Here is a 19,106-nt window from a genome sequence, read left to right as displayed (position 1 = left end):
TTAAGCATCACAGATGTGTACTGCCTCACAATTTCAGCCTGCCCGCATTCCGCTCTATCAACGCGTTGCCAATGCCCGGCACTTCGCTAAGTTGCTGAATTGCGCTAAAGGGCCCGTACTCTTCGCGATAGCTCACAATCGCCTGTGCTTTTTTCAACCCTACGCCATTCATGACGGCAGTGAGCTGTTCCGCTGTCGCGTCATTGATACTGACCTGCTCCTGCTGTGGCTGTAATGGTGATGCCGGCTTTGACGCGGATAGTGCGCTCTGCGTGACAGCGTCGCTGGCAGATTCAGGGGCCGCAGAGACGCTGGTATGACAGAGTGCACCACCCAGCGCGAGGGAAAGATAAAGGGCAACGAGTTTAGGTTTAGCCATGCTGTGTTTCTCCTTGTGTTTAAACAGCAGCGACAGCGTGTCACCGCTGCGCACAAGGCACAAAAGTGGAATTGCAGAAATGGAAAAGGCCGCGAATGCGGCCTTTGATTGTTACTGTTGTTGCACTGTTTCTGCGAGGCTTACTGCATTTGTGCAGCAGCGCCGTACTTAATTTTGGCTTCTTTACGCAGGTTTTGCAGCAACGCTTCAAACGTCAGCTGTGCATTATTCTGCGTGACGCCTTTGACCATTTCGTCAATCTGCGCCTGCGGCATGCTACCCGTTTTAACTTTATCAACCGCCACCAGTACCACGTTGCCCTGCATATCTTCGCTCACACCCCATGAAGGTTTATTTTCCGCGGGCTGAGGGAGATTAAAGGCCGCCTGTGCAACAGGATCCTGCGCGTTACGGTCAACAGTTTTGCTGGCGCTCAGGGTCAGACCCGCGGCAGTCAGCGCATCCTGCTTACCGGCTTTGAGATCGGTCAGGAGTTTATCCGCCTGGGCTTTCGCCTGCTGCGTCGCTTTATCATGCTTAAGCGTGTCCGTGATCTGCGCCTTAACCTGATCCAGCGGTTTTACCGCTTCTGGTTTGTGCTCACTGATACGCAGCACAAAGGCACGATCGCCATCAACAGTGATGATATCGGAGTTGTTGCCCGGCGCGCCGTTTTGCCCCACAAGGCCACCATTAAAGATCGCCTGCTTCACCGCATCGAAGTTCAGTGCGTCTGGCAGCGTATCCTGGCTGAACCAGCCGGTCTCTTTCGCTTTCAGACCCGAAGCCTGCTCCGCACCCGCCAGTGACTCATTGTCATTGCTGGCTGCTTCGCTGACTTTCTGTTGCAGTTTGTAGAAGGCATCAACGCCCTTTTCCTGCTTCACTTTCGCGGCAATGGCGCTGCGAACGTCATTCAGCGGCTTAACCTGCTCTGGCTGAATATCGTCGAGACGAACGACCAGGAAACCCACTGAGGATTTGATCACGCCTGACATCTGGCCTTTCTGAGTCAGACCCGCATTTTTCAGCTCATCCGGCGTCGTTGAAGGTTCCAGCCAGCCCATATCACCGCCCTTACGCGCAGAAATAGGGTCGATTGATTTGGCTTTCGCCACATCCGCGAAGCTGGCGCCACCTTTCAGCTGGGCCAGTACCGCATTGGCATCGGCTTCAGTTTTAGTCTGAATCACGCTGTAACGCGTACGCTGCGGCTGTGTATAGTCTGCTTTATGCTGGTCGTACCAGGCCTGAATATCCGCTTCGCTGGCATCCTGTTGCATGCTGGCCGCATCCATCAGGATATAGCTGACACGGAACTGTTCCGGCGCCATAAAACTGGTTTTATGCTGCTGATAATACTGACTGATTTCATCGTCGGTGACGGTTTGCTTCGCCGCCAGCGCGTTGACGTCCAGCGTCGCCTGACGAATGTCACGCTGTTGTGAAACCAGGTCCACCAGTTTACTGGCTTCGCCTTTGAGCGTGAAATCGGTGTTAGCAACGGCATTAATCAGCTGCTGATTAGAAAGTTGCTTACGCAATGCTTCAGCGTACTGGTCAGCACTGAAACCCATGTTGCCGATCAGAGCCAGATATTTCGCATTGTCGAATTTGCCGTTGGTCTGGAAAGCCTGCTGATTGAAGATAGCCTGCTTAACCTGATCGTCACTGATGCTGAGGTGGAGATCTTTGATGTAGCTGTCAAGCAGCGCCTGATCGATTAACTGCGACAGCGCCTGCTGGCGGATCTGCTGCATGTAGCCATCGTTGCTGGCCAACTGCGAGAACTGGTCGCCCAGCATCTGCTGCTGACGGCTGCGTTCGCTGTTGAATGCCTGCTCCAGCTGTCCACGGCTGATCTCCTGACCATTAACTTTGGCCGCATAATCGTTATTGCCGCCAATCAGATAGTTGCCAACGCCCGTCAGCACAAAGGAGACCATAATCAGTCCCAGAATAATCTTGAGCACGACATTGTTCGACGCCGCGCGTAAATTGTCCATCATGGTATGGCAACACTCCGCTGTAGTGTGAATGTAAAGCTCGGTCGCAATTCGCCACTCGCTGGCGACTCACGCAACTGCAGGCTTAGCTGGCAGTCTCAATCCGGTCCAGGTCCATCTTACGGCCCGATTCTCACCGGTTAAAACAAAAAAAAGGCACATCAGATTGATGTGCCCGTATGTTACATGAGAACGGGTTAATCGTCCTCTAATCCACTGAAGAAAATGCGTCAATGAATCTATTCGTTGTTATTAATTGACAGCGTCTTTCAATGCTTTACCAGCACGGAAACCGGGAACTTTACCGGCCGGAATGGTGATCTCTTTACCGGTTTGCGGATTACGACCGGTACGTGCAGCGCGGTCACGCACAGAGAATGTGCCGAAACCCACCAGAGCCACTTCATCACCCTCTTTCAGCGCATCTGAAACTGAGCCCATAAATGCATCTAAAACACGTCCTGCAGCAGCTTTAGAAATATCAGCATCGGCAGCAATTTTGTCGATCAATTGTGACTTATTCACTCTATTCATCCCCTCTTTTATTATTTCACATCGCACCCTGCATCCAGCCAGGTCCGAGCGCGCAGCAAGTTATATCAAGCCAGTGACGCCGAAACAACGTAATTTCTCTGAGAACGTCGCGTCGGCAGCCACCTAAATTAGCGGCACAAAAAAAAGCTGGCAAGCGCCAATTGCCTTGCCAGCTCCGCTTTTTAACGGTTTATGCCGTTAATCACTATTTTGCTGTCGCGACCTGCATGCCGTATGGCGCATTTTCCAGTGCCAGATTCAGCACCTCTTCAATGCGTTTCACCGGATGAATCTCCAGATCGGCAATCACGTTCTGTGGAATTTCTTCCAGATCACGCTTGTTGTCGTCCGGGATCAGCACAGTTTTAATACCGCCACGGTGTGCTGCCAGCAGTTTTTCTTTCAGCCCACCAATCGGCAGTACCTGACCACGAAGGGTAATTTCACCGGTCATGGCGACATCTGCACGAACCGGGTTACCGGTCAGACAGGAAACCAGCGCAGTACACATGGCGATACCGGCACTTGGACCATCTTTCGGTGTGGCGCCTTCTGGCACGTGAACGTGAATATCACGTTTTTCGTAGAAGTCACCATTGATGCCAAGCTTCTCGGCACGGGCACGCACTACGGTCAGTGCAGCCTGAATCGACTCCTGCATCACTTCACCCAGAGAACCGGTGTAAGTCAGTTTGCCTTTACCCGGCACGCAGGCGGTTTCAATGGTCAGCAGATCGCCACCCACTTCCGTCCAGGCCAGGCCAGTAACCTGACCGACACGGTTTTCACTGTCAGCACGGCCATAGTCAAAGCGCTGTACGCCCAGGAAGTCCTTGAGGTTTTCGCCATTGATGGTGATGTGCTTCTTAGTCTTGTCCATCAGCAGTGATTTCACCGCTTTACGACACAACTTCGACAGCTCACGCTCAAGGCTACGCACACCGGCTTCACGGGTGTAGTAACGGATAATGCCGACAATCGCGCTGTCTTCAACCGTAATTTCGCTGGCTTTCAGGGCGTTACGTTCAATCTGCTTAGTCAGCAGATGCTGCTTAGCGATATTCAGCTTTTCATCTTCGGTGTAACCCGACAGACGAATCACTTCCATACGATCCAGCAGCGGTGCCGGAATATTCATTGAGTTCGACGTTGCCACAAACATCACATCAGAGAGGTCATAGTCGACTTCCAGATAGTGGTCGTTGAACGCAATGTTCTGCTCAGGATCAAGCACTTCCAGCAGGGCAGACGCAGGATCGCCACGCATGTCAGAAGACATTTTGTCGATCTCATCCAGCAGGAACAGCGGGTTTTTAACCCCCACTTTCGCCATTTTCTGGATTAATTTACCCGGCATAGAGCCGATGTAAGTACGGCGGTGACCACGGATTTCTGCTTCATCACGCACGCCACCCAGCGCCATACGCACATATTTACGTCCGGTCGCTTTCGCGATCGACTGACCCAGAGAAGTTTTACCTACCCCTGGCGGTCCGACGAGGCAGAGAATCGGCCCTTTGATTTTGCTGACGCGACTTTGAACCGCAAGATACTCAAGAATACGATCCTTCACGCGCTCCAGGCCGTAATGGTCGGTATCCAGCGTCTCCTGCGCTTTACGCAGATCTTTCTTCACTTTGCTGCGCGCGTTCCACGGAACCTGAACCATCCAGTCGATGTAGCCGCGAACCACGGTGGCTTCAGCGGACATCGGGGACATCATTTTCAGCTTCTGCAGCTCAGCTTCTGCTTTCTCACGCGCTTCTTCCGGCATTTTTGCCGCGTCGATTTTGCGTTTTAACGCTTCGTACTCGTCAGGCGCGTCATCCATCTCGCCCAGCTCTTTCTGAATCGCCTTCATCTGCTCATTCAGATAGTACTCGCGCTGGCTTTTCTCCATCTGCTTCTTAACACGGTTGCGAATACGCTTCTCAACCTGCAGCAAATCGATTTCAGACTCCATCATCGCCATCAGATATTCCAGACGCTCGTTGACGTCGGACATCTCCAGCACAGACTGTTTGTCTGCCAGTTTCAGTGGCATATGTGCTGCGACGGTGTCGGCAAGGCGGGCCGCATCGTCAATATTGTTCAGCGAGGTTAAAACCTCTGGTGGGATCTTTTTATTGAGTTTGATGTAGCCTTCAAACTGATTGATCGCCGTGCGCACCAGCACTTCCTGCTCGCGCTCTTCGATCTCTGGCGAAACCAGATATTCAGCTTGTGCCACAAAATGGTCACCGTTATCGGCCAGCGTCGTAATGTGGGCGCGCTGTAAACCTTCGACCAGAACTTTGACGGTGCCGTCCGGCAGTTTCAGCATTTGCAATACTGAGGCAACGGTCCCTACTGAAAAGAGATCGTTAATGCCAGGTTCATCCGTTGAAGCCTCTTTCTGTGCGACCAGCATGATTTTTTTATCATGATCCATTGCGGCTTCAAGGCACCGAATTGATTTTTCCCGGCCAACAAACAACGGAATTACCATGTGCGGATAAACCACCACGTCGCGCAGCGGCAACACGGGGATTTCAATGCGTTCAGAACGCTCAGGATTCATAGAGCTCTCTCTTTGTTTAATGTCCGCCAGGTGATGGGAACCGCATCAGGCAGGTATGCAGTTAAACCCACAGGTATCTGAGTATATGGGGATGCTTATCCGACATTCAACGTCACAGAGGCGAGAAAAGCAAAAGGGGAAACATTTTCCCCTTTTTTATTATGACAACATGGACGATCTGTTTAATTATTCGCCAGACGCCTGCGCTTCATGCTTACCATAGATCAACATGGGCTCAGACTGACCTTCAATAACTGATTCATCAATCACTACTTTTTCCACGTCGTCCATGGAAGGCAGATCATACATCGTTTCCAGCAATGCGCCTTCTACGATGGAACGCAGACCACGTGCACCGGTTTTACGTGACATCGCTTTCTTCGCAATGGCAGTTAACGCCTCGTCACGGAACTCCAGCTCAACGCCTTCCAGGTTAAACAGCGCCTGGTACTGTTTCGTCAGGGCGTTTTTAGGTTCACGCAGAATCTGAATCAGTGCTTCTTCGCTCAGTTCGCTCAGAGTGGCAACCACTGGCAGACGACCGATGAACTCAGGAATCAGACCAAATTTGATCAAATCCTCAGGTTCACACTGTGAAAGCAATTCGCCTTCGCTGGCTTTCTGCGACTTCCCTTTCACGGTGGCGCCGAAACCGATACCGGATCCGGTTTCAACACGCTGGGAAATCACTTTGTCCAGGCCGGCAAATGCGCCGCCGCAGATAAACAGAATTTTCGAGGTATCAACCTGCAAAAACTCCTGCTGCGGATGCTTACGTCCACCCTGCGGTGGAACGGCAGCGACGGTGCCTTCAATCAGCTTAAGCAGAGCCTGCTGTACGCCTTCACCTGACACGTCACGGGTAATCGACGGGTTATCTGACTTGCGTGAGATTTTGTCGATTTCATCGATATAAACGATGCCGCGCTGTGCTTTCTGAACGTCGTAATCACACTTCTGCAGCAGTTTCTGGATGATGTTTTCAACGTCTTCACCCACATAACCGGCTTCAGTCAGCGTGGTGGCGTCAGCCATGGTGAACGGCACATCCAGCAGGCGTGCAAGGGTTTCTGCCAGCAGCGTTTTACCACTACCGGTGGGACCAATCAGCAGAATGTTACTTTTGCCCAGTTCGATGCCATTGCTGGTATCGCCGTTGCGCAAACGCTTGTAGTGGTTGTAAACGGCAACCGCCAGCACTTTCTTCGCTCTTTCCTGGCCGATGACATAATCATCAAGGTGATGGCGAATTTCATGTGGGGTTGGCAACGCACTGCGTTCACGATGTGGCGCAACTTCTTTAATCTCTTCGCGAATGATGTCGTTGCACAGGTCAACACATTCATCGCAGATATACACTGACGGCCCGGCAATCAGCTTTCGCACTTCATGCTGGCTTTTGCCGCAAAAAGAGCAGTACAGCAACTTTCCTGAACCGTCTTTGCGCTTATCTGTCATCAGTTAACCTCTTCTAGTTCTCAGGCCATACACGCGTACGGCTCAGGCCGTGCATAGACGGCCGAAATTCATTCAACCCATAATAGTACCGTTGTCCTGTTAACTATAGACCAGGGACAACGGTAAGTCGGGTCTTATTGGCGATGCGTCAGAATTGAATCGACTAATCCATACTCTACCGCTTCACTTGCAGAGAGGAAACGATCACGCTCGGTATCGCGCTCAATTTCTTCCAGCGTTTTACCGGTATGCTCAGCCATCAGCTCATTCATACGCTGCTTAACTTTCAGGATCTCGCGCGCATGGATCTCAATATCTGACGCCTGGCCCTGATAGCCGCCCAGCGGCTGGTGGATCATTACACGTGAGTTTGGCAGACAGAAACGTTTACCTTTGGTACCCGCCGTCAGCAGGAACGCACCCATTGAACAGGCCTGTCCCATACAGATGGTGCTGACATCCGGTTTAATAAATTTCATGGTGTCGTAGATCGACATACCGGCCGTGATCACACCGCCAGGTGAGTTGATGTACAGATAGATATCTTTTTCCGGATTTTCAGCTTCCAGAAACAGCATCTGCGCCACGATCAGATTTGCCATGTGGTCTTCAACCTGGCCGGTCAGAAAAATGACACGCTCTTTCAGCAGACGGGAGTAGATGTCGTATGAACGCTCACCACGCGAAGTTTGTTCAACCACCATTGGCACCAGCGCATTGTGCGGTGCAGTATATTCACGATCGCCACTGTATGACATTACCGTCTCCTGGATAAATTTCATTGGCAACATTCTGTACCGATTCTACGTAAGACGCGCGGGAAACTCCACGTCGCACCTTTTCCGACACCTTCAGGACGGTTAATCAGCCAGCCTCACTCTCATTTCTGCATACTCCCACTATCTGGGGATGCTGCACGCATGTTTCAAGCATAACAATCTTTTCCCTGTTCGCTAACCCGGAAAAAGCGATGCGTGAATAATTTGCCGATTAATTAAACAAATAGCAGCGAAGAGTGCCGTTCTGTACGCAAAACACAAAAAAGCCCGTGACTTTTCAGTCACGGGCTTAGCACAGACGGTTAAATGTGAGATCAGGCCTGAGCGGTCTGATTCATCAGATCCTGGAAGTTGGTCTCTTTCTCAGTCACTTTAGCTTTCGCCAGGACTGCTTCAACCGCTTGCTCTTCCAGCGCGACGTTGCGCATATTGTTCATCAGCTCATTATTCTTGCTGTAGAACTCGATCACTTCCTGCGGATCTTCATACGCAGAAGCCATCTCTTCGATCATGGTGCTTACGCGTGCTTCGTCAGCTTTCAGCTCATGGGTACGAATCACTTCGCCCAGCAGCAGACCGACAACAACACGGCGTTTAGCCTGCTCTTCGAACAGTTCGCGTGGCAGTTCCAGCGCCTGCTGTTCGTTGCCACCGAAACGCTGTGCAGCCTGACGACGCAGAACGTCGATTTCGCTGTCAACCAGCGCAGCTGGCACGTCGATTTCGTTAGCTTCAACCAGACCGTCGATCGCCTGCGTTTTGATGCGGTTACGGATAGCGCCTTTCAGCTCGCGATCCATGTTCTTACGCACTTCGGTACGCAGACCGGCAACTGAACCATCTTCAACGCCGAAACGTTTGATGAACTCTTCAGTCAGCTCTGGCAGTTCGCGCGTTTCAACTTTCTTCAGCACGATCTCGAACTTCGCATCTTTCCCTTTCAGGGTTTCTGCGTGGTAGTCGTCCGGGAATTTCACATCGATAGTGAAAGTCTCGCCCGCTTTGTGACCCACAACGCCTTCTTCAAAGCCTGGGATCATGCGGCCCTGGCCCATGGCCAGAACGAAATCAGTGGCTTTGCCGCCTTCGAACTCTTCACCGTCAACAGAACCGTTGAAATCGATAGTGGCACGATCTTCCGGGCCTGCAGCAGCGTCGCTTTCGATCCAGTTGGCCTGCTGCTTACGCAGCGTGTCCAGCATGGTATCAACGTCAGCGTCAGTGACTTCAACGACTGGTTTTTCGACTTCAATGTTTTCCAGGCCTTTCAGCTCAACTTCCGGATAAACTTCGAATTCAACCGCGTAAGTGAAATCCTGACCTTCTTTGTACTCACCTGGCACGTAGTTTGGTGCGCCAGCCGGGTTAATTTTTTCTTTGATGATGGCGTCAACGAAGTTGCGCGTCATCAGCTCGCCCAGCACGTCCTGACGGACAGAAGCGCCATAACGCTGCGCAACGATGTTCATCGGCACTTTGCCTTTACGGAAACCATCGATACGGACTTTCCTGGCAACGTCAACCAGTTCTTTTTTTACTGCACTTTCGATGCTGTCAGCTGCAACAGTAATCGTAATGCGACGGCCCAGGCCCTGAGTGGTTTCTACAGAAACTTGCATCTTGTTACCTCAAAAAATCACGTGCTCGGTCAACTTCAGACACCACACATAGTGAAATGCGCCGTATCCAACAACCGGGACGGCTTCCGTGAAGAGAACCTGATCCCTGTTACCAGAAGCGTCCCGAAGACATTCCGGAAAAATAGACGCAGCATTATAGCGGCATCGCTGGAATGAGTCGAGGACGCTAACTCACCACTTTTCAGCAGGTTTGCTGCTTTTTTGAGCCAGGGATCGCGTTTTTCACTAAATAAAAGAAAAAACGGCCCGCAGGCCGTTTTGGAGAAGGGAGGTCAGGCGAGTGTACCGGCACCGCGGCAGTTAGGCGAAGCCAGTACGGTATCCTGCAATCCTTCCCACTCTTTCAGTGTGTAAGTATGCAGGGCTAAAGCATGAACGCTGCCCGCTAATTCAGCCGCCAGCTCGCCATAAATTAAGCGATGACGCGCCAGAAAGCGCTGGCCTGCAAAACAGTCGCTGACAATGACCACTTTGAAGTGACTTTCTGAGCCGGCAGGAACGTTGTGCCGGTAGCTTTCGTCATGCACTTCCAGATGAGCTGGCTGAAATGCCACACGCAGCTTTTCTTCTATTTGTTCGCGGATCATGGCTATTACTCCTCAATGGCGAGCGCTGTGCCCCATCTCATTCAATCTTAGTCGCTTTTAGTGCGCTTACCCGTCAGCAGAGGCTAAATATTGCATTTTATGTCAGCCCGCCTCCGACGCGCATAATAACGTAGCTGAAACGAACAGCAAACTAACCTGTCAGAGAAGGGGCTTAAAACGGTGTCAGACACAATTTCACCGGCAACAGGGCTTTTTTCACTGCCGGGCAATGCTATGATGCCTCCAGTTTTTGCAAACCAACCCCCTGACACCAACGAGAAAAAGTATGTTGAAAAAACTGTTATTCCCACTGTTGGCTGCGTTCATTTTAGCCGGCTGTGCAACCAGCAATAATACCCTGACAATCCAGCCTAAAATTCAGTTGCCACAGCAGGACCCGGGCCTGATGGGCGTAACCGTCAGCATCAACGGTGCCGACCAGCGTAAAGATCAGGCGCTGGCAAAAGTAAACCGTGATGGTCAGCTAGTGACCTTAACACCTTCGCGCGATCTGCGTTTCCTGCTGCAGGAAGTGCTGGAGAAGCAGATGACCGCTCGCGGTTATATGGTTGGTCCTAATGGCGCGGTAGACCTTCAGATTGTGGTTAACAACCTCTATGCTGACGTGACGCAGGGCAATGTGCGCTATAGCATCACCACCAAAGCGGACATCTCGATCATTGCGACCGCAAAAAACGGCAACAAACAGGTTAAAAACTACCGCCAGACTTACAGCGTAGAAGGCGCGTTCAACGCCAGTAACCAGAAGATCACCAACGCGGTTAACTCCACCATGAGCGATGTGATCGCGGATATGGCGCAGGACACCAGCGTCAACGACTTCATCAAGCAAAACGCCCGTTAACACCCTCTCTCTTCTGCCCTGCCTTGAGCAGGGCATTTTGTTATCTGCAGGATCCGCATGAACCACTACCTTCGCCTCTTCAGCCAGAAAAACGCCGCCGTATTGTTGCTCCTTGGGTTCGCTTCGGGATTGCCGCTGGCACTGACATCGGGCACGTTGCAGGCGTGGATGACGGTGGAAAATGTCGATTTAAAAACCATTGGCTTCTTTTCGCTGGTCGGCCAGGCCTACGTCTTTAAATTTCTCTGGTCACCCATGATGGACCGCTATACGCCGCCGTTTCTGGGCCGCCGCCGCGGCTGGTTGCTGCTCAGTCAGCTGGCGCTGGTGGGGGGGATTTTCGCGATGGGATTTCTGCAACCAGGACGCGATCTGACCCTGATGGCCGCGCTGGCGGTGCTGATCGCTTTCTGCTCCGCCTCTCAGGATATTGTCTTTGATGCCTGGAAAACGGATATCCTGCCACCTGAAGAACGTGGCAGCGGTGCCGCGATTACCGTGCTGGGTTATCGTCTGGCGATGCTGATTTCAGGCGGACTGGCGTTGTGGCTGGCTGACCGCTATCTGGGCTGGCAGGCAACCTACTGGCTGATGGCGCTGATGATGGTGCCGGGTATTATCGCGACGCTTGCGGCCAGCGAGCCCGACACACGCATCTCTACCCCACATTCGCTGCGTCAGGCGGTTGTTGATCCCCTTAAGGATTTTTTCCAGCGTAACAACGCCTGGTTGCTGATTACCCTGATTATTCTTTACAAGCTGGGCGATGCATTCGCCGCCTCGCTGACCACCACCTTTTTGATTCGTGGCGTCGGCTTCAATGCCGGTGACGTCGGCCTGGTCAACAAGACGCTGGGCCTGCTGGCGACGATTATCGGGGCGCTCTATGGCGGTGTTCTGATGCAGCGTCTGAGTCTGTTCCGGGCACTGATGATTTTCGGCGTGCTGCAGGCAGTCTCAAACTTTGGTTACTGGCTGCTGGCGGTGACCGACAAACAATTGTGGAGTATGGCCAGCGCGGTTTTTGTTGAAAACCTGTGCGGCGGCATGGGCACGGCGGCCTTCGTGGCCCTGTTAATGACCCTTTGCAACAAATCCTTCTCTGCAACACAGTTTGCCCTGCTGTCGGCGCTCTCAGCCGTTGGTCGGGTCTATGTTGGCCCGGCTGCGGGCTGGCTGGTTGAACTCTGGGGCTGGCCAACATTTTATGCTTTTACGGTATTTGCGGGACTGCCTGGGCTGCTACTGCTGACTTTTTGTCGACACACACTGAATCAGGTCGAGCAAAGTGGCAATTTCCTCACACGAAGCTACTATCCTCATGGTTATCGCTGGACTAATCGTCTGTTTGCAGCCGGATGCGGCGTACTGGCTCTCTGGCTGGTAGCGCTGGCACTGAATGCACTGGGACTGACTGCGCTGGCACCGCTGCTGACCCGCCTGTTCGAGCTGGGCATGACCCTCTCCTTACTGGCGGTGCTTGCCGGGGTGTTGCTGGACTACCGGGCGCTGAAGAAAACGCCGGTGTTACCTGCATCAGATGCTTAAGTAAAATCGATAGGTTAACGAGCGGCGACTTATTTTATGCCATGCCGATAAGTCGCCATCATTTATCATCGCGTGTTATTTTTAAAAAATAAGAATATGACCTGAGGAGGCGTAGCGGAAATACTAAAAACCGGTGAGCAATTACTTTAGTTAAATTTCATCGCGCAAATGATGCAGACTTGTTAAATATTTGGGAGTTAAAAGTAAGGGTTATTCCTTTCCCTGATTTTTTTACGGTTACTTCCATTGGTTTTTGTTATATTGATGCCAACTGCTTGTCTGCGTTAATTATTTGTCACCTGGCGCAACATCTGTGACACCCTTAGCAAAAGGTGTCAACACGTATCTGACACATCCTTAAGCTGGTTTACACTGCATAAACCTTCCCGTAAAATGCGCGCACACTTAAACGACAATAGAGCCCTTTGTCATTGAGGTCGTTAAATGAGACTCAGTAAATACAATAAAAGTTTGGGGATTTTGTCATTAATTGCAGGCACTTTATTAATGAGTGGCTGCGATAGTGCATTGTTAAATCCCAAAGGACAGATTGCACTGGAGCAACGTTCGCTGATACTGACTGCCTTTGGCCTGATGTTGATCGTCGTGATTCCCGCAGTCCTGATGGCCGTGGTGTTTGCCTGGAAATATCGGGCATCCAACACGAATGCGAAGTACAGCCCTAACTGGTCACACTCTAACAAAGTGGAAGCCGTGGTCTGGACCATTCCGATCCTGATCATTATCTTCCTCAGTGTGCTGACCTGGAAATCGACCCACGCACTGGAGCCCAGCAAACCGCTGCAATCTGATGTGAAACCGGTTGAGATCGATGTGGTTGCACTGGACTGGAAATGGTTGTTCATTTACCCGGAGCAGGGTATTGCGACCGTGAACCAGATTGCCTTCCCGGCAAACACTCCGGTGAACTTCAAAATTACGTCTAACTCCGTCATGAATTCTTTCTTCATCCCAACGCTCGGCAGCCAGATTTATGCGATGGCTGGTATGCAGACCAAACTGCATCTGATTGCGAATGAGCCGGGAATTTTCGACGGTATCTCTGCGAACTTCAGTGGTCGTGGTTTCTCTGGCATGAAGTTTAAAGCCATTGCAACCAAAGACGATGCGGAATTCCAGCAGTGGGTGGCTAAAGTTAAAGCAGCCCCTAACACGCTGACTACTATGGATGATTTCGAGAAAGTGGCTGTGCCAAGCGAAAATCACCCGGTGGAATATTTCTCTTCAGCTGATCCTAAATTGTTCATGCAAGTCATCGACAAGTTCAAGATGAGCCACGGGAAAATGGACATGCCACAGCATGAAGGTATGGACATGAGTCACGCCGCTTCCGCGGGAGCCGAGGAATAATACGATGTTCGGAAAATTAACACTTGATGCAGTGCCGTACCATGAGCCGATTATCATGGTTACGGTTGCCGCTATCCTGATAGGTGGTGCGGCGCTGGTCGCTGCGATTACCTATTTTGGTAAGTGGAAATATCTGTGGTCTGAATGGCTGACGTCAATCGACCACAAACGCCTGGGTATCATGTACATCATCATGGCATTCGTCATGCTGATTCGTGGTTTCGCTGATGCCATTATGATGCGTACCCAGCAGGTTATGGCTTCGGCCGGTGAAGCGGGCATTCTGCCACCGCACCACTACGACCAGATCTTTACCGCGCACGGCGTGATTATGATCTTCTTCGTGGCGATGCCTTTCGTGGTTGGCCTGATGAACATCGCCGTTCCGTTGCAGATTGGTGCACGTGACGTCGCGTTCCCGTTCCTGAACAACCTGAGCTTCTGGTTTACTGCGGTCGGTGTGATCCTGGTTAACCTGTCGCTGGGCGTGGGCGAGTTCGCACAGACCGGCTGGCTGGCTTATCCGCCGCTTTCCGGCGCGGAGTACAGTCCCGGCGTCGGGGTCGATTACTGGATCTGGAGCCTTCAGCTTTCAGGTATTGGTACGACCTTAACCGGTATTAACTTCTTCGTGACTATCCTGAAGATGCGCGCACCGGGCATGAGCCTGTTCAAAATGCCGGTCTTTACCTGGACCGCGCTGTGCACCAACGTCCTGATCATCGCTGCGTTCCCGGTTCTGACCGTGACCCTGGCGCTGTTGACCCTTGATCGTTATCTCGGCTTCCATTTCTTCACCAATGAAATGGGCGGGAACATGATGATGTACGTCAACCTGATCTGGGTCTGGGGCCATCCGGAAGTGTATATCCTGGTACTGCCGGTGTTTGGTGTGTTCGCAGAGATTACCGCGACCTTCTCCAAAAAACGTCTGTTTGGTTATACCTCTCTGGTGTGGGCGACCATCGCCATTACCGTGCTGTCGTTTATCGTCTGGTTGCACCACTTCTTCACCATGGGTGCAGGTGCCAACGTTAACGCCTTCTTCGGTATCATGACGATGATCATCGCGATTCCGACCGGGGTTAAAATCTTTAACTGGCTGTTCACCATGTATCAGGGCCGCATTCAGATGCACTCTGCCATGTTGTGGACCGTTGGCTTCCTGGTAACCTTCTCTGTAGGGGGTATGACCGGCGTACTGCTGGCCGTTCCGGGCGCTGACTTTATTCTGCACAACAGCCTGTTCCTGATTGCTCACTTCCACAACGTTATCATCGGTGGTGTGGTCTTCGGTTGTATGGCAGGCGTGACCTACTGGTTCCCGAAAGCATTCGGCTTCACCCTGAACGAAACCTGGGGTAAGCGCGCATTCTGGTTCTGGATCATTGGCTTCTTCGTTGCCTTTATGCCGCTGTACGCACTGGGCTTCATGGGCATGACCCGTCGTCTGAGCCAGGATATCGATCCACAGTTCCACCCTCTTCTGGTGGTTGCGGCGGTCGGTGCTGGTCTGATTGCAATGGGTATCCTGTGTCAGCTGACCATGTTCTACGTTTCAGTACGTGACCGTGATCAGAACCGTGATGTGACAGGTGACCCGTGGGGCGGTCGTACGCTGGAGTGGGCAACCTCTTCACCACCACCGTTCTATAACTTTGCTGTCATCCCACATGTGCATGAGCGTGATGCTTTCTGGGAAATGAAAGAGAAAGGCGAAGCGTACAAACAGCCGGCATCTTATGAAGAGATTCATATGCCGAAAAACAGTGGTGCTGCAATCGTCATCTGCGCATTCGCTACTGTAATGGGCTTCGCGCTGATCTGGCATATCTGGTGGATGGCTGGTCTTTCCTTCCTCGGCATGATCGTTACCTGGATCGTGAAGAGCTTCGACGAAGACGTGGATTACTACGTTCCGGTTGCTGAAGTTCAGAAGATTGAAAACCAGCACTTTGACGAAATCAGCAAAGCAGGTCTGAAATAATGTCAACTGAAACTCTTAAACATCACCACGACGCCCATGCGGAGCATGGGCATCACGATGCAGGAGCCAATAAAGTCTTTGGCTTCTGGATCTACCTGATGAGTGACTGCATTATCTTCGCAACCCTGTTTGCGACCTATGCTGTCATGGTCAACAACACTGCCGGTGGCCCGGCAGGTAAAGATATCTTTGAGCTGCCGTTTGTTCTGGTAGAAACCGCCCTGCTGCTGTTGAGTTCGATCACTTACGGCATGGCTGTTATCTCCATGAACAAGGAGCAAAAAGGTGCCGTTATCGGCTGGCTGGCGCTGACCTTCCTGTTCGGTCTGGGCTTCATCGGGATGGAAATCTATGAATTCCATCACCTGATTGCTGAAGGCTTTGGTCCGGATCGCAGTGGCTTCCTGTCTGGCTTCTTTACGCTGGTCGGTACTCACGGTCTGCACGTGACCTCCGGTCTGATCTGGATGCTGGTTCTGATGTTCCAGGTTTCTAAACGTGGCCTGAACGCGACTAACCGCACCCGTATCATGTGTCTGAGCCTGTTCTGGCACTTCCTGGACGTGGTCTGGATTTGCGTCTTCACCGTTGTTTACCTGATGGGAGCCATGTAATGAGTCATTCTGTTAACGAACATGGCGCTTCACACGGTAGCGTGAAGTCCTACATGATCGGCTTCATCCTCTCTATCATCCTGACGGCCATCCCGTTCTGGATGGTAATGGATGGCAGTGCATCTCACGGTACTATCCTCGGTGTTGTTCTGGTTTGTGCGGTAATCCAGGTGCTGGTTCACCTGGTCTACTTCCTGCACTTAGACAGCAAATCTGAGGGTGGCTGGAACATGGTAGCCATTGTTTTCTCGGCCATCATCATCCTGATTGTCGTAGTGGGCTCACTGTGGATCATGTGGAACCTCAACTACAACATGATGCCTCACTAAAGAGTCACGCGTAATGTTTAAGCAATACCTGCAAGTTACAAAACCAGGAATTATTTTCGGGAATTTAATTTCTGTGATCGGCGGATTTCTGTTGGCTTCCAAAGGCAACACAGATTACGCCCTGTTTCTCATCACCCTGGTGGGCGTGTCACTGGTGGTTGCATCGGGTTGTGTTTTCAACAACGTGATTGACCGCGACATTGACATCAAGATGGAGAGAACCAGGAATCGGGTGCTGGTAAAAGGCCTCATCTCCGCGAAAGTAAGCCTGGTTTATGCCACTGTGCTGGGTATTGCCGGCTTTGCGTTGCTCTACTTCGGTGCTAATCCGCTGGCCATGTGGCTGGCGGTGATGGGCTTCGTGGTGTACGTGGGTATCTACAGTCTCTACATGAAGCGTAATTCCGTTTACGGAACGCTGATTGGCAGTCTGTCAGGTGCTGCGCCGCCGGTTATCGGCTACTGTGCAGTCTCTAACCAGTTTGATGCTGGTGCGTTAATCCTGCTGGCGATCTTTAGCCTGTGGCAGATGCCGCATTCGTACGCGATTGCTATCTTCCGCTTTAAAGATTATCAGGCAGCGAACATCCCGGTTCTGCCGGTGGTGAAAGGCATTTCCGTGGCTAAGAATCATATTACGCTCTATATTCTGGCGTTTATGATTGCCACGCTGATGCTGACGCTGGGTGGCTACGCGGGTTACAAATATCTGGTTGTGGCTGCTGCGGTCAGCGTCTGGTGGCTGGGCATGGCGTTATCGGGTTACAAAACCGCAGATGACCGTGTCTGGGCACGCAAGCTGTTTGTCTTTTCTATCGTGACCATCACCGCGCTGAGCGTGATGATGTCGGTAGATTCGCTGGCTCCGGCTTCAAAGGACCTGCTGACTTACGTCTGGTAACTGGCACCGATACAGCATGAAAAGGGCGCGATTATCGCGCCCTTTCTTTTTGTTACCACTGCTTAAAAACTATTGTTTTACCCGCCCTGCCCCGCCACCTAGAATAAAAGCAGCACATTAACAGAGGTTGGAATGAACGATAATAAAATGACTCCGGTGGAGCTGCGCGCCACATGGGGCCTCGGTACGGTCTTTTCCCTGCGCATGCTGGGAATGTTTATGGTCCTGCCGGTACTGACCACTTATGGCATGGCATTACAGGGCGCAAGTGAAACCTTAATCGGTCTGGCAATTGGCATCTATGGCCTTGCCCAGGCAATCTTTCAGATTCCTTTTGGTCTGCTCTCCGACCGCATCGGCCGTAAGCCGTTAATTGTCGGCGGACTGTTGTTGTTTGTTCTGGGCAGCGTTATCGCCGCCTGCACCGACTCCATCTGGGGCATTATTCTGGGTCGTGCGCTGCAGGGTTCAGGCGCGATTGCGGCTGCCGTAATGGCCCTGTTATCCGATTTAACCCGTGAGCAGAACCGCACCAAAGCAATGGCGTTTATCGGCATCAGTTTTGGCGTGACCTTCGCGATTGCTATGGTCGTCGGCCCGATTGTTACGCACGCGCTGGGTCTGCATGCGCTGTTCTGGATGATTGCGATTCTGGCGTCGCTGGGTATCGTGATTACCCTGCTTGTGGTGCCGTCCGCTTCACATCATGTCCTGAACCGTGAATCGGGTATGGTGAAAGGCAGCTTCCGCAAAGTATTGGCTAACCCGCGTCTGGTAAAGCTCAATATCGGTATTTTCTGCCTGCATGTTCTGCTGATGTCGAGCTTTGTCGCCTTGCCAGGGCAGTTTGAACAGGCTGGATTCCCGGCCCCTGAGCACTGGAAAGTTTATCTTTCCACTATGCTTATCGCCTTTGCCGGCGTGGTGCCGTTTATTATTTATGCCGAAGTGAAGCGTCGTATGAAGCGCGTGTTTGTCGGCTGCGTCGGGATGATTGTCATTGCTGAGATTGTACTGTGGGGCGCGGAAGGTCATTTCTGGACGCTGGTCGTGGGTGTTCAGCTCTTCTTCTTCGCCTTCAATCTGATGGAAGCCATCCTGCCTTCACTGATCAGTAAAGAGTCCCCTGCAGGTTATAAAGGTACGGCGATGGGGATCTACTCCACCAGCCAGTTCCTGGGTGTGGCCGTTGGTGGCAGTATGGGTGGCTGGGTATTTGGTCATTTCGATGCTCAGACCGTGTTCCTGGTTGGCGCGATGGTGGCTGCGGCCTGGCTGTTTGTCAGCATGACGATGCAGGAGCCGCCTTATGTCAGTAGCCTGCGCATCGTGCTGAGTGATGCGGCTCTGGCTGTGCCAAATCTGGAGCAGCGCCTGAAAGCGCAGCCTGGCGTTAACTCCGTGTTTATCGTGCCGGAAGAGAAAAGCGCGTATATCAAAATTGATAGTAAGGTCACCAGCCGCCCTGAACTGGAAGCGCTGCTGGGGAGTTGCTAGCTTAAAAAAGTTTGGTGATAACGTCAGCTCGTTTCGCTTCAGGATCGAGCT

General features: G+C 51.9%; 16 protein-coding genes. 8 read left to right on the top strand and 8 right to left on the bottom strand.

What is annotated here, in order from left to right:
* Positions 1-25: 25 nt before the first annotated feature.
* The 8 genes from Q7C21_RS13780 to bolA all read right to left on the bottom strand — a co-directional run bounded on the left by Q7C21_RS13780 (position 26) and on the right by bolA (position 9,943).
* On the bottom strand, positions 26-379 hold the full coding sequence (locus tag Q7C21_RS13780) for a helix-hairpin-helix domain-containing protein (RefSeq protein WP_337028075.1): 354 nt from the start codon (positions 377-379) through the stop codon (positions 26-28).
* A 140-nt stretch (positions 380-519) separates the two neighbouring features.
* The gene (gene ppiD / locus Q7C21_RS13775; RefSeq protein ID WP_008924898.1) at positions 520-2,388 is read right to left on the bottom strand and encodes a peptidylprolyl isomerase; all 1,869 of its coding nucleotides are present in this window, start codon (positions 2,386-2,388) and stop codon (positions 520-522) included.
* Between the two features lie 249 nt (positions 2,389-2,637).
* Positions 2,638-2,910: a nucleoid-associated protein HU-beta gene (gene hupB, locus Q7C21_RS13770; RefSeq protein WP_033731763.1), complete on the bottom strand. Its 273-nt coding sequence runs from the start codon at positions 2,908-2,910 to the stop codon at positions 2,638-2,640.
* Positions 2,911-3,124: 214 nt separating this feature from the next.
* Complete coding sequence (gene lon, locus Q7C21_RS13765; RefSeq protein WP_003850493.1) at positions 3,125-5,479, bottom strand: endopeptidase La; 2,355 nt, start codon at positions 5,477-5,479, stop codon at positions 3,125-3,127.
* Positions 5,480-5,665: 186 nt separating this feature from the next.
* A complete protein-coding gene (gene clpX / locus Q7C21_RS13760; protein WP_003850494.1) occupies positions 5,666-6,937 on the bottom strand; it encodes an ATP-dependent protease ATP-binding subunit ClpX in 1,272 nt (423 codons plus the stop codon).
* A 134-nt stretch (positions 6,938-7,071) separates the two neighbouring features.
* Positions 7,072-7,695 carry an ATP-dependent Clp endopeptidase proteolytic subunit ClpP gene (gene clpP, locus Q7C21_RS13755; RefSeq protein WP_003850496.1) on the bottom strand — a complete coding sequence of 208 codons (624 nt, stop codon included), beginning with the start codon at positions 7,693-7,695 and terminating at the stop codon, positions 7,072-7,074.
* A gap of 335 nt (positions 7,696-8,030) precedes the next feature.
* The gene (gene tig, locus Q7C21_RS13750; protein WP_039659077.1) at positions 8,031-9,335 is read right to left on the bottom strand and encodes a trigger factor; all 1,305 of its coding nucleotides are present in this window, start codon (positions 9,333-9,335) and stop codon (positions 8,031-8,033) included.
* Positions 9,336-9,628: 293 nt separating this feature from the next.
* Positions 9,629-9,943 carry a transcriptional regulator BolA gene (gene bolA, locus Q7C21_RS13745; RefSeq protein ID WP_008924895.1) on the bottom strand — a complete coding sequence of 105 codons (315 nt, stop codon included), beginning with the start codon at positions 9,941-9,943 and terminating at the stop codon, positions 9,629-9,631.
* Positions 9,944-10,229: 286 nt separating this feature from the next.
* Between bolA and Q7C21_RS13740 the strand changes: the two genes are divergently transcribed.
* The 8 genes from Q7C21_RS13740 (at position 10,230) to Q7C21_RS13705 (ending at position 19,055) form a co-directional block, all read left to right on the top strand.
* Positions 10,230-10,808 carry a lipoprotein gene (locus Q7C21_RS13740; protein ID WP_008924894.1) on the top strand — a complete coding sequence of 193 codons (579 nt, stop codon included), beginning with the start codon at positions 10,230-10,232 and terminating at the stop codon, positions 10,806-10,808.
* 57 nt (positions 10,809-10,865) lie between these two features.
* Positions 10,866-12,356 carry a muropeptide MFS transporter AmpG gene (ampG, locus tag Q7C21_RS13735; protein WP_008924893.1) on the top strand — a complete coding sequence of 497 codons (1,491 nt, stop codon included), beginning with the start codon at positions 10,866-10,868 and terminating at the stop codon, positions 12,354-12,356.
* Between the two features lie 444 nt (positions 12,357-12,800).
* On the top strand, positions 12,801-13,727 hold the full coding sequence (gene cyoA / locus Q7C21_RS13730) for a cytochrome o ubiquinol oxidase subunit II (RefSeq protein ID WP_008924892.1): 927 nt from the start codon (positions 12,801-12,803) through the stop codon (positions 13,725-13,727).
* A 4-nt stretch (positions 13,728-13,731) separates the two neighbouring features.
* Positions 13,732-15,714, top strand: coding sequence for a cytochrome o ubiquinol oxidase subunit I (gene cyoB, locus Q7C21_RS13725; protein WP_008924891.1), 1,983 nt, complete (start codon positions 13,732-13,734; stop codon positions 15,712-15,714).
* Positions 15,714-16,328 (top strand): cytochrome o ubiquinol oxidase subunit III, encoded by a 615-nt coding sequence (locus Q7C21_RS13720; protein ID WP_008924890.1) that lies wholly within the window; start codon positions 15,714-15,716, stop codon positions 16,326-16,328. The genes cyoB and Q7C21_RS13720 overlap by 1 nt, the downstream gene beginning before the upstream one ends.
* Complete coding sequence (locus Q7C21_RS13715; RefSeq protein WP_008924889.1) at positions 16,328-16,657, top strand: cytochrome o ubiquinol oxidase subunit IV; 330 nt, start codon at positions 16,328-16,330, stop codon at positions 16,655-16,657. Before Q7C21_RS13720 ends, Q7C21_RS13715 begins: the two co-directional genes overlap by 1 nt.
* A 13-nt stretch (positions 16,658-16,670) precedes the next feature.
* Positions 16,671-17,558: a heme o synthase gene (cyoE, locus tag Q7C21_RS13710; protein WP_008924888.1), complete on the top strand. Its 888-nt coding sequence runs from the start codon at positions 16,671-16,673 to the stop codon at positions 17,556-17,558.
* 132 nt (positions 17,559-17,690) lie between these two features.
* Positions 17,691-19,055, top strand: coding sequence for an MFS transporter (locus Q7C21_RS13705; RefSeq protein ID WP_008924887.1), 1,365 nt, complete (start codon positions 17,691-17,693; stop codon positions 19,053-19,055).
* Positions 19,056-19,106: the final 51 nt, after the last annotated feature.

The organism is Pantoea sp. ANP04 (assembly GCF_041982285.1).
Taxonomy (GTDB): Bacteria; Pseudomonadota; Gammaproteobacteria; order Enterobacterales; family Enterobacteriaceae; genus Pantoea; species Pantoea eucalypti.
The sequence above is the reverse complement of the archived record's forward strand: the minus strand, read 5'-3'. Positions and strand labels throughout refer to the sequence as shown.

Excerpts from the sequence above, each read along its gene's own strand:
- Q7C21_RS13740 (WP_008924894.1), top strand. The coding sequence starts at position 10,230 with ATGTTGAAAAAACTGTTATTCCCACTGTTGGCTGCGTTCATTTTAGCC.
- cyoB (WP_008924891.1), top strand. The coding sequence starts at position 13,732 with ATGTTCGGAAAATTAACACTTGATGCAGTGCCGTACCATGAGCCGATT.
- cyoE (WP_008924888.1), top strand. The coding sequence starts at position 16,671 with ATGTTTAAGCAATACCTGCAAGTTACAAAACCAGGAATTATTTTCGGG.
- bolA (WP_008924895.1), bottom strand. The coding sequence starts at position 9,943 with ATGATCCGCGAACAAATAGAAGAAAAGCTGCGTGTGGCATTTCAGCCA.
- ppiD (WP_008924898.1), bottom strand. The coding sequence starts at position 2,388 with ATGATGGACAATTTACGCGCGGCGTCGAACAATGTCGTGCTCAAGATT.
- cyoA (WP_008924892.1), top strand. The coding sequence starts at position 12,801 with ATGAGACTCAGTAAATACAATAAAAGTTTGGGGATTTTGTCATTAATT.
- lon (WP_003850493.1), bottom strand. The coding sequence starts at position 5,479 with ATGAATCCTGAGCGTTCTGAACGCATTGAAATCCCCGTGTTGCCGCTG.
- tig (WP_039659077.1), bottom strand. The coding sequence starts at position 9,335 with ATGCAAGTTTCTGTAGAAACCACTCAGGGCCTGGGCCGTCGCATTACG.
- Q7C21_RS13715 (WP_008924889.1), top strand. The coding sequence starts at position 16,328 with ATGAGTCATTCTGTTAACGAACATGGCGCTTCACACGGTAGCGTGAAG.
- clpP (WP_003850496.1), bottom strand. The coding sequence starts at position 7,695 with ATGTCATACAGTGGCGATCGTGAATATACTGCACCGCACAATGCGCTG.
- clpX (WP_003850494.1), bottom strand. The coding sequence starts at position 6,937 with ATGACAGATAAGCGCAAAGACGGTTCAGGAAAGTTGCTGTACTGCTCT.
- Q7C21_RS13705 (WP_008924887.1), top strand. The coding sequence starts at position 17,691 with ATGAACGATAATAAAATGACTCCGGTGGAGCTGCGCGCCACATGGGGC.
- Q7C21_RS13780 (WP_337028075.1), bottom strand. The coding sequence starts at position 379 with ATGGCTAAACCTAAACTCGTTGCCCTTTATCTTTCCCTCGCGCTGGGT.
- ampG (WP_008924893.1), top strand. The coding sequence starts at position 10,866 with ATGAACCACTACCTTCGCCTCTTCAGCCAGAAAAACGCCGCCGTATTG.
- Q7C21_RS13720 (WP_008924890.1), top strand. The coding sequence starts at position 15,714 with ATGTCAACTGAAACTCTTAAACATCACCACGACGCCCATGCGGAGCAT.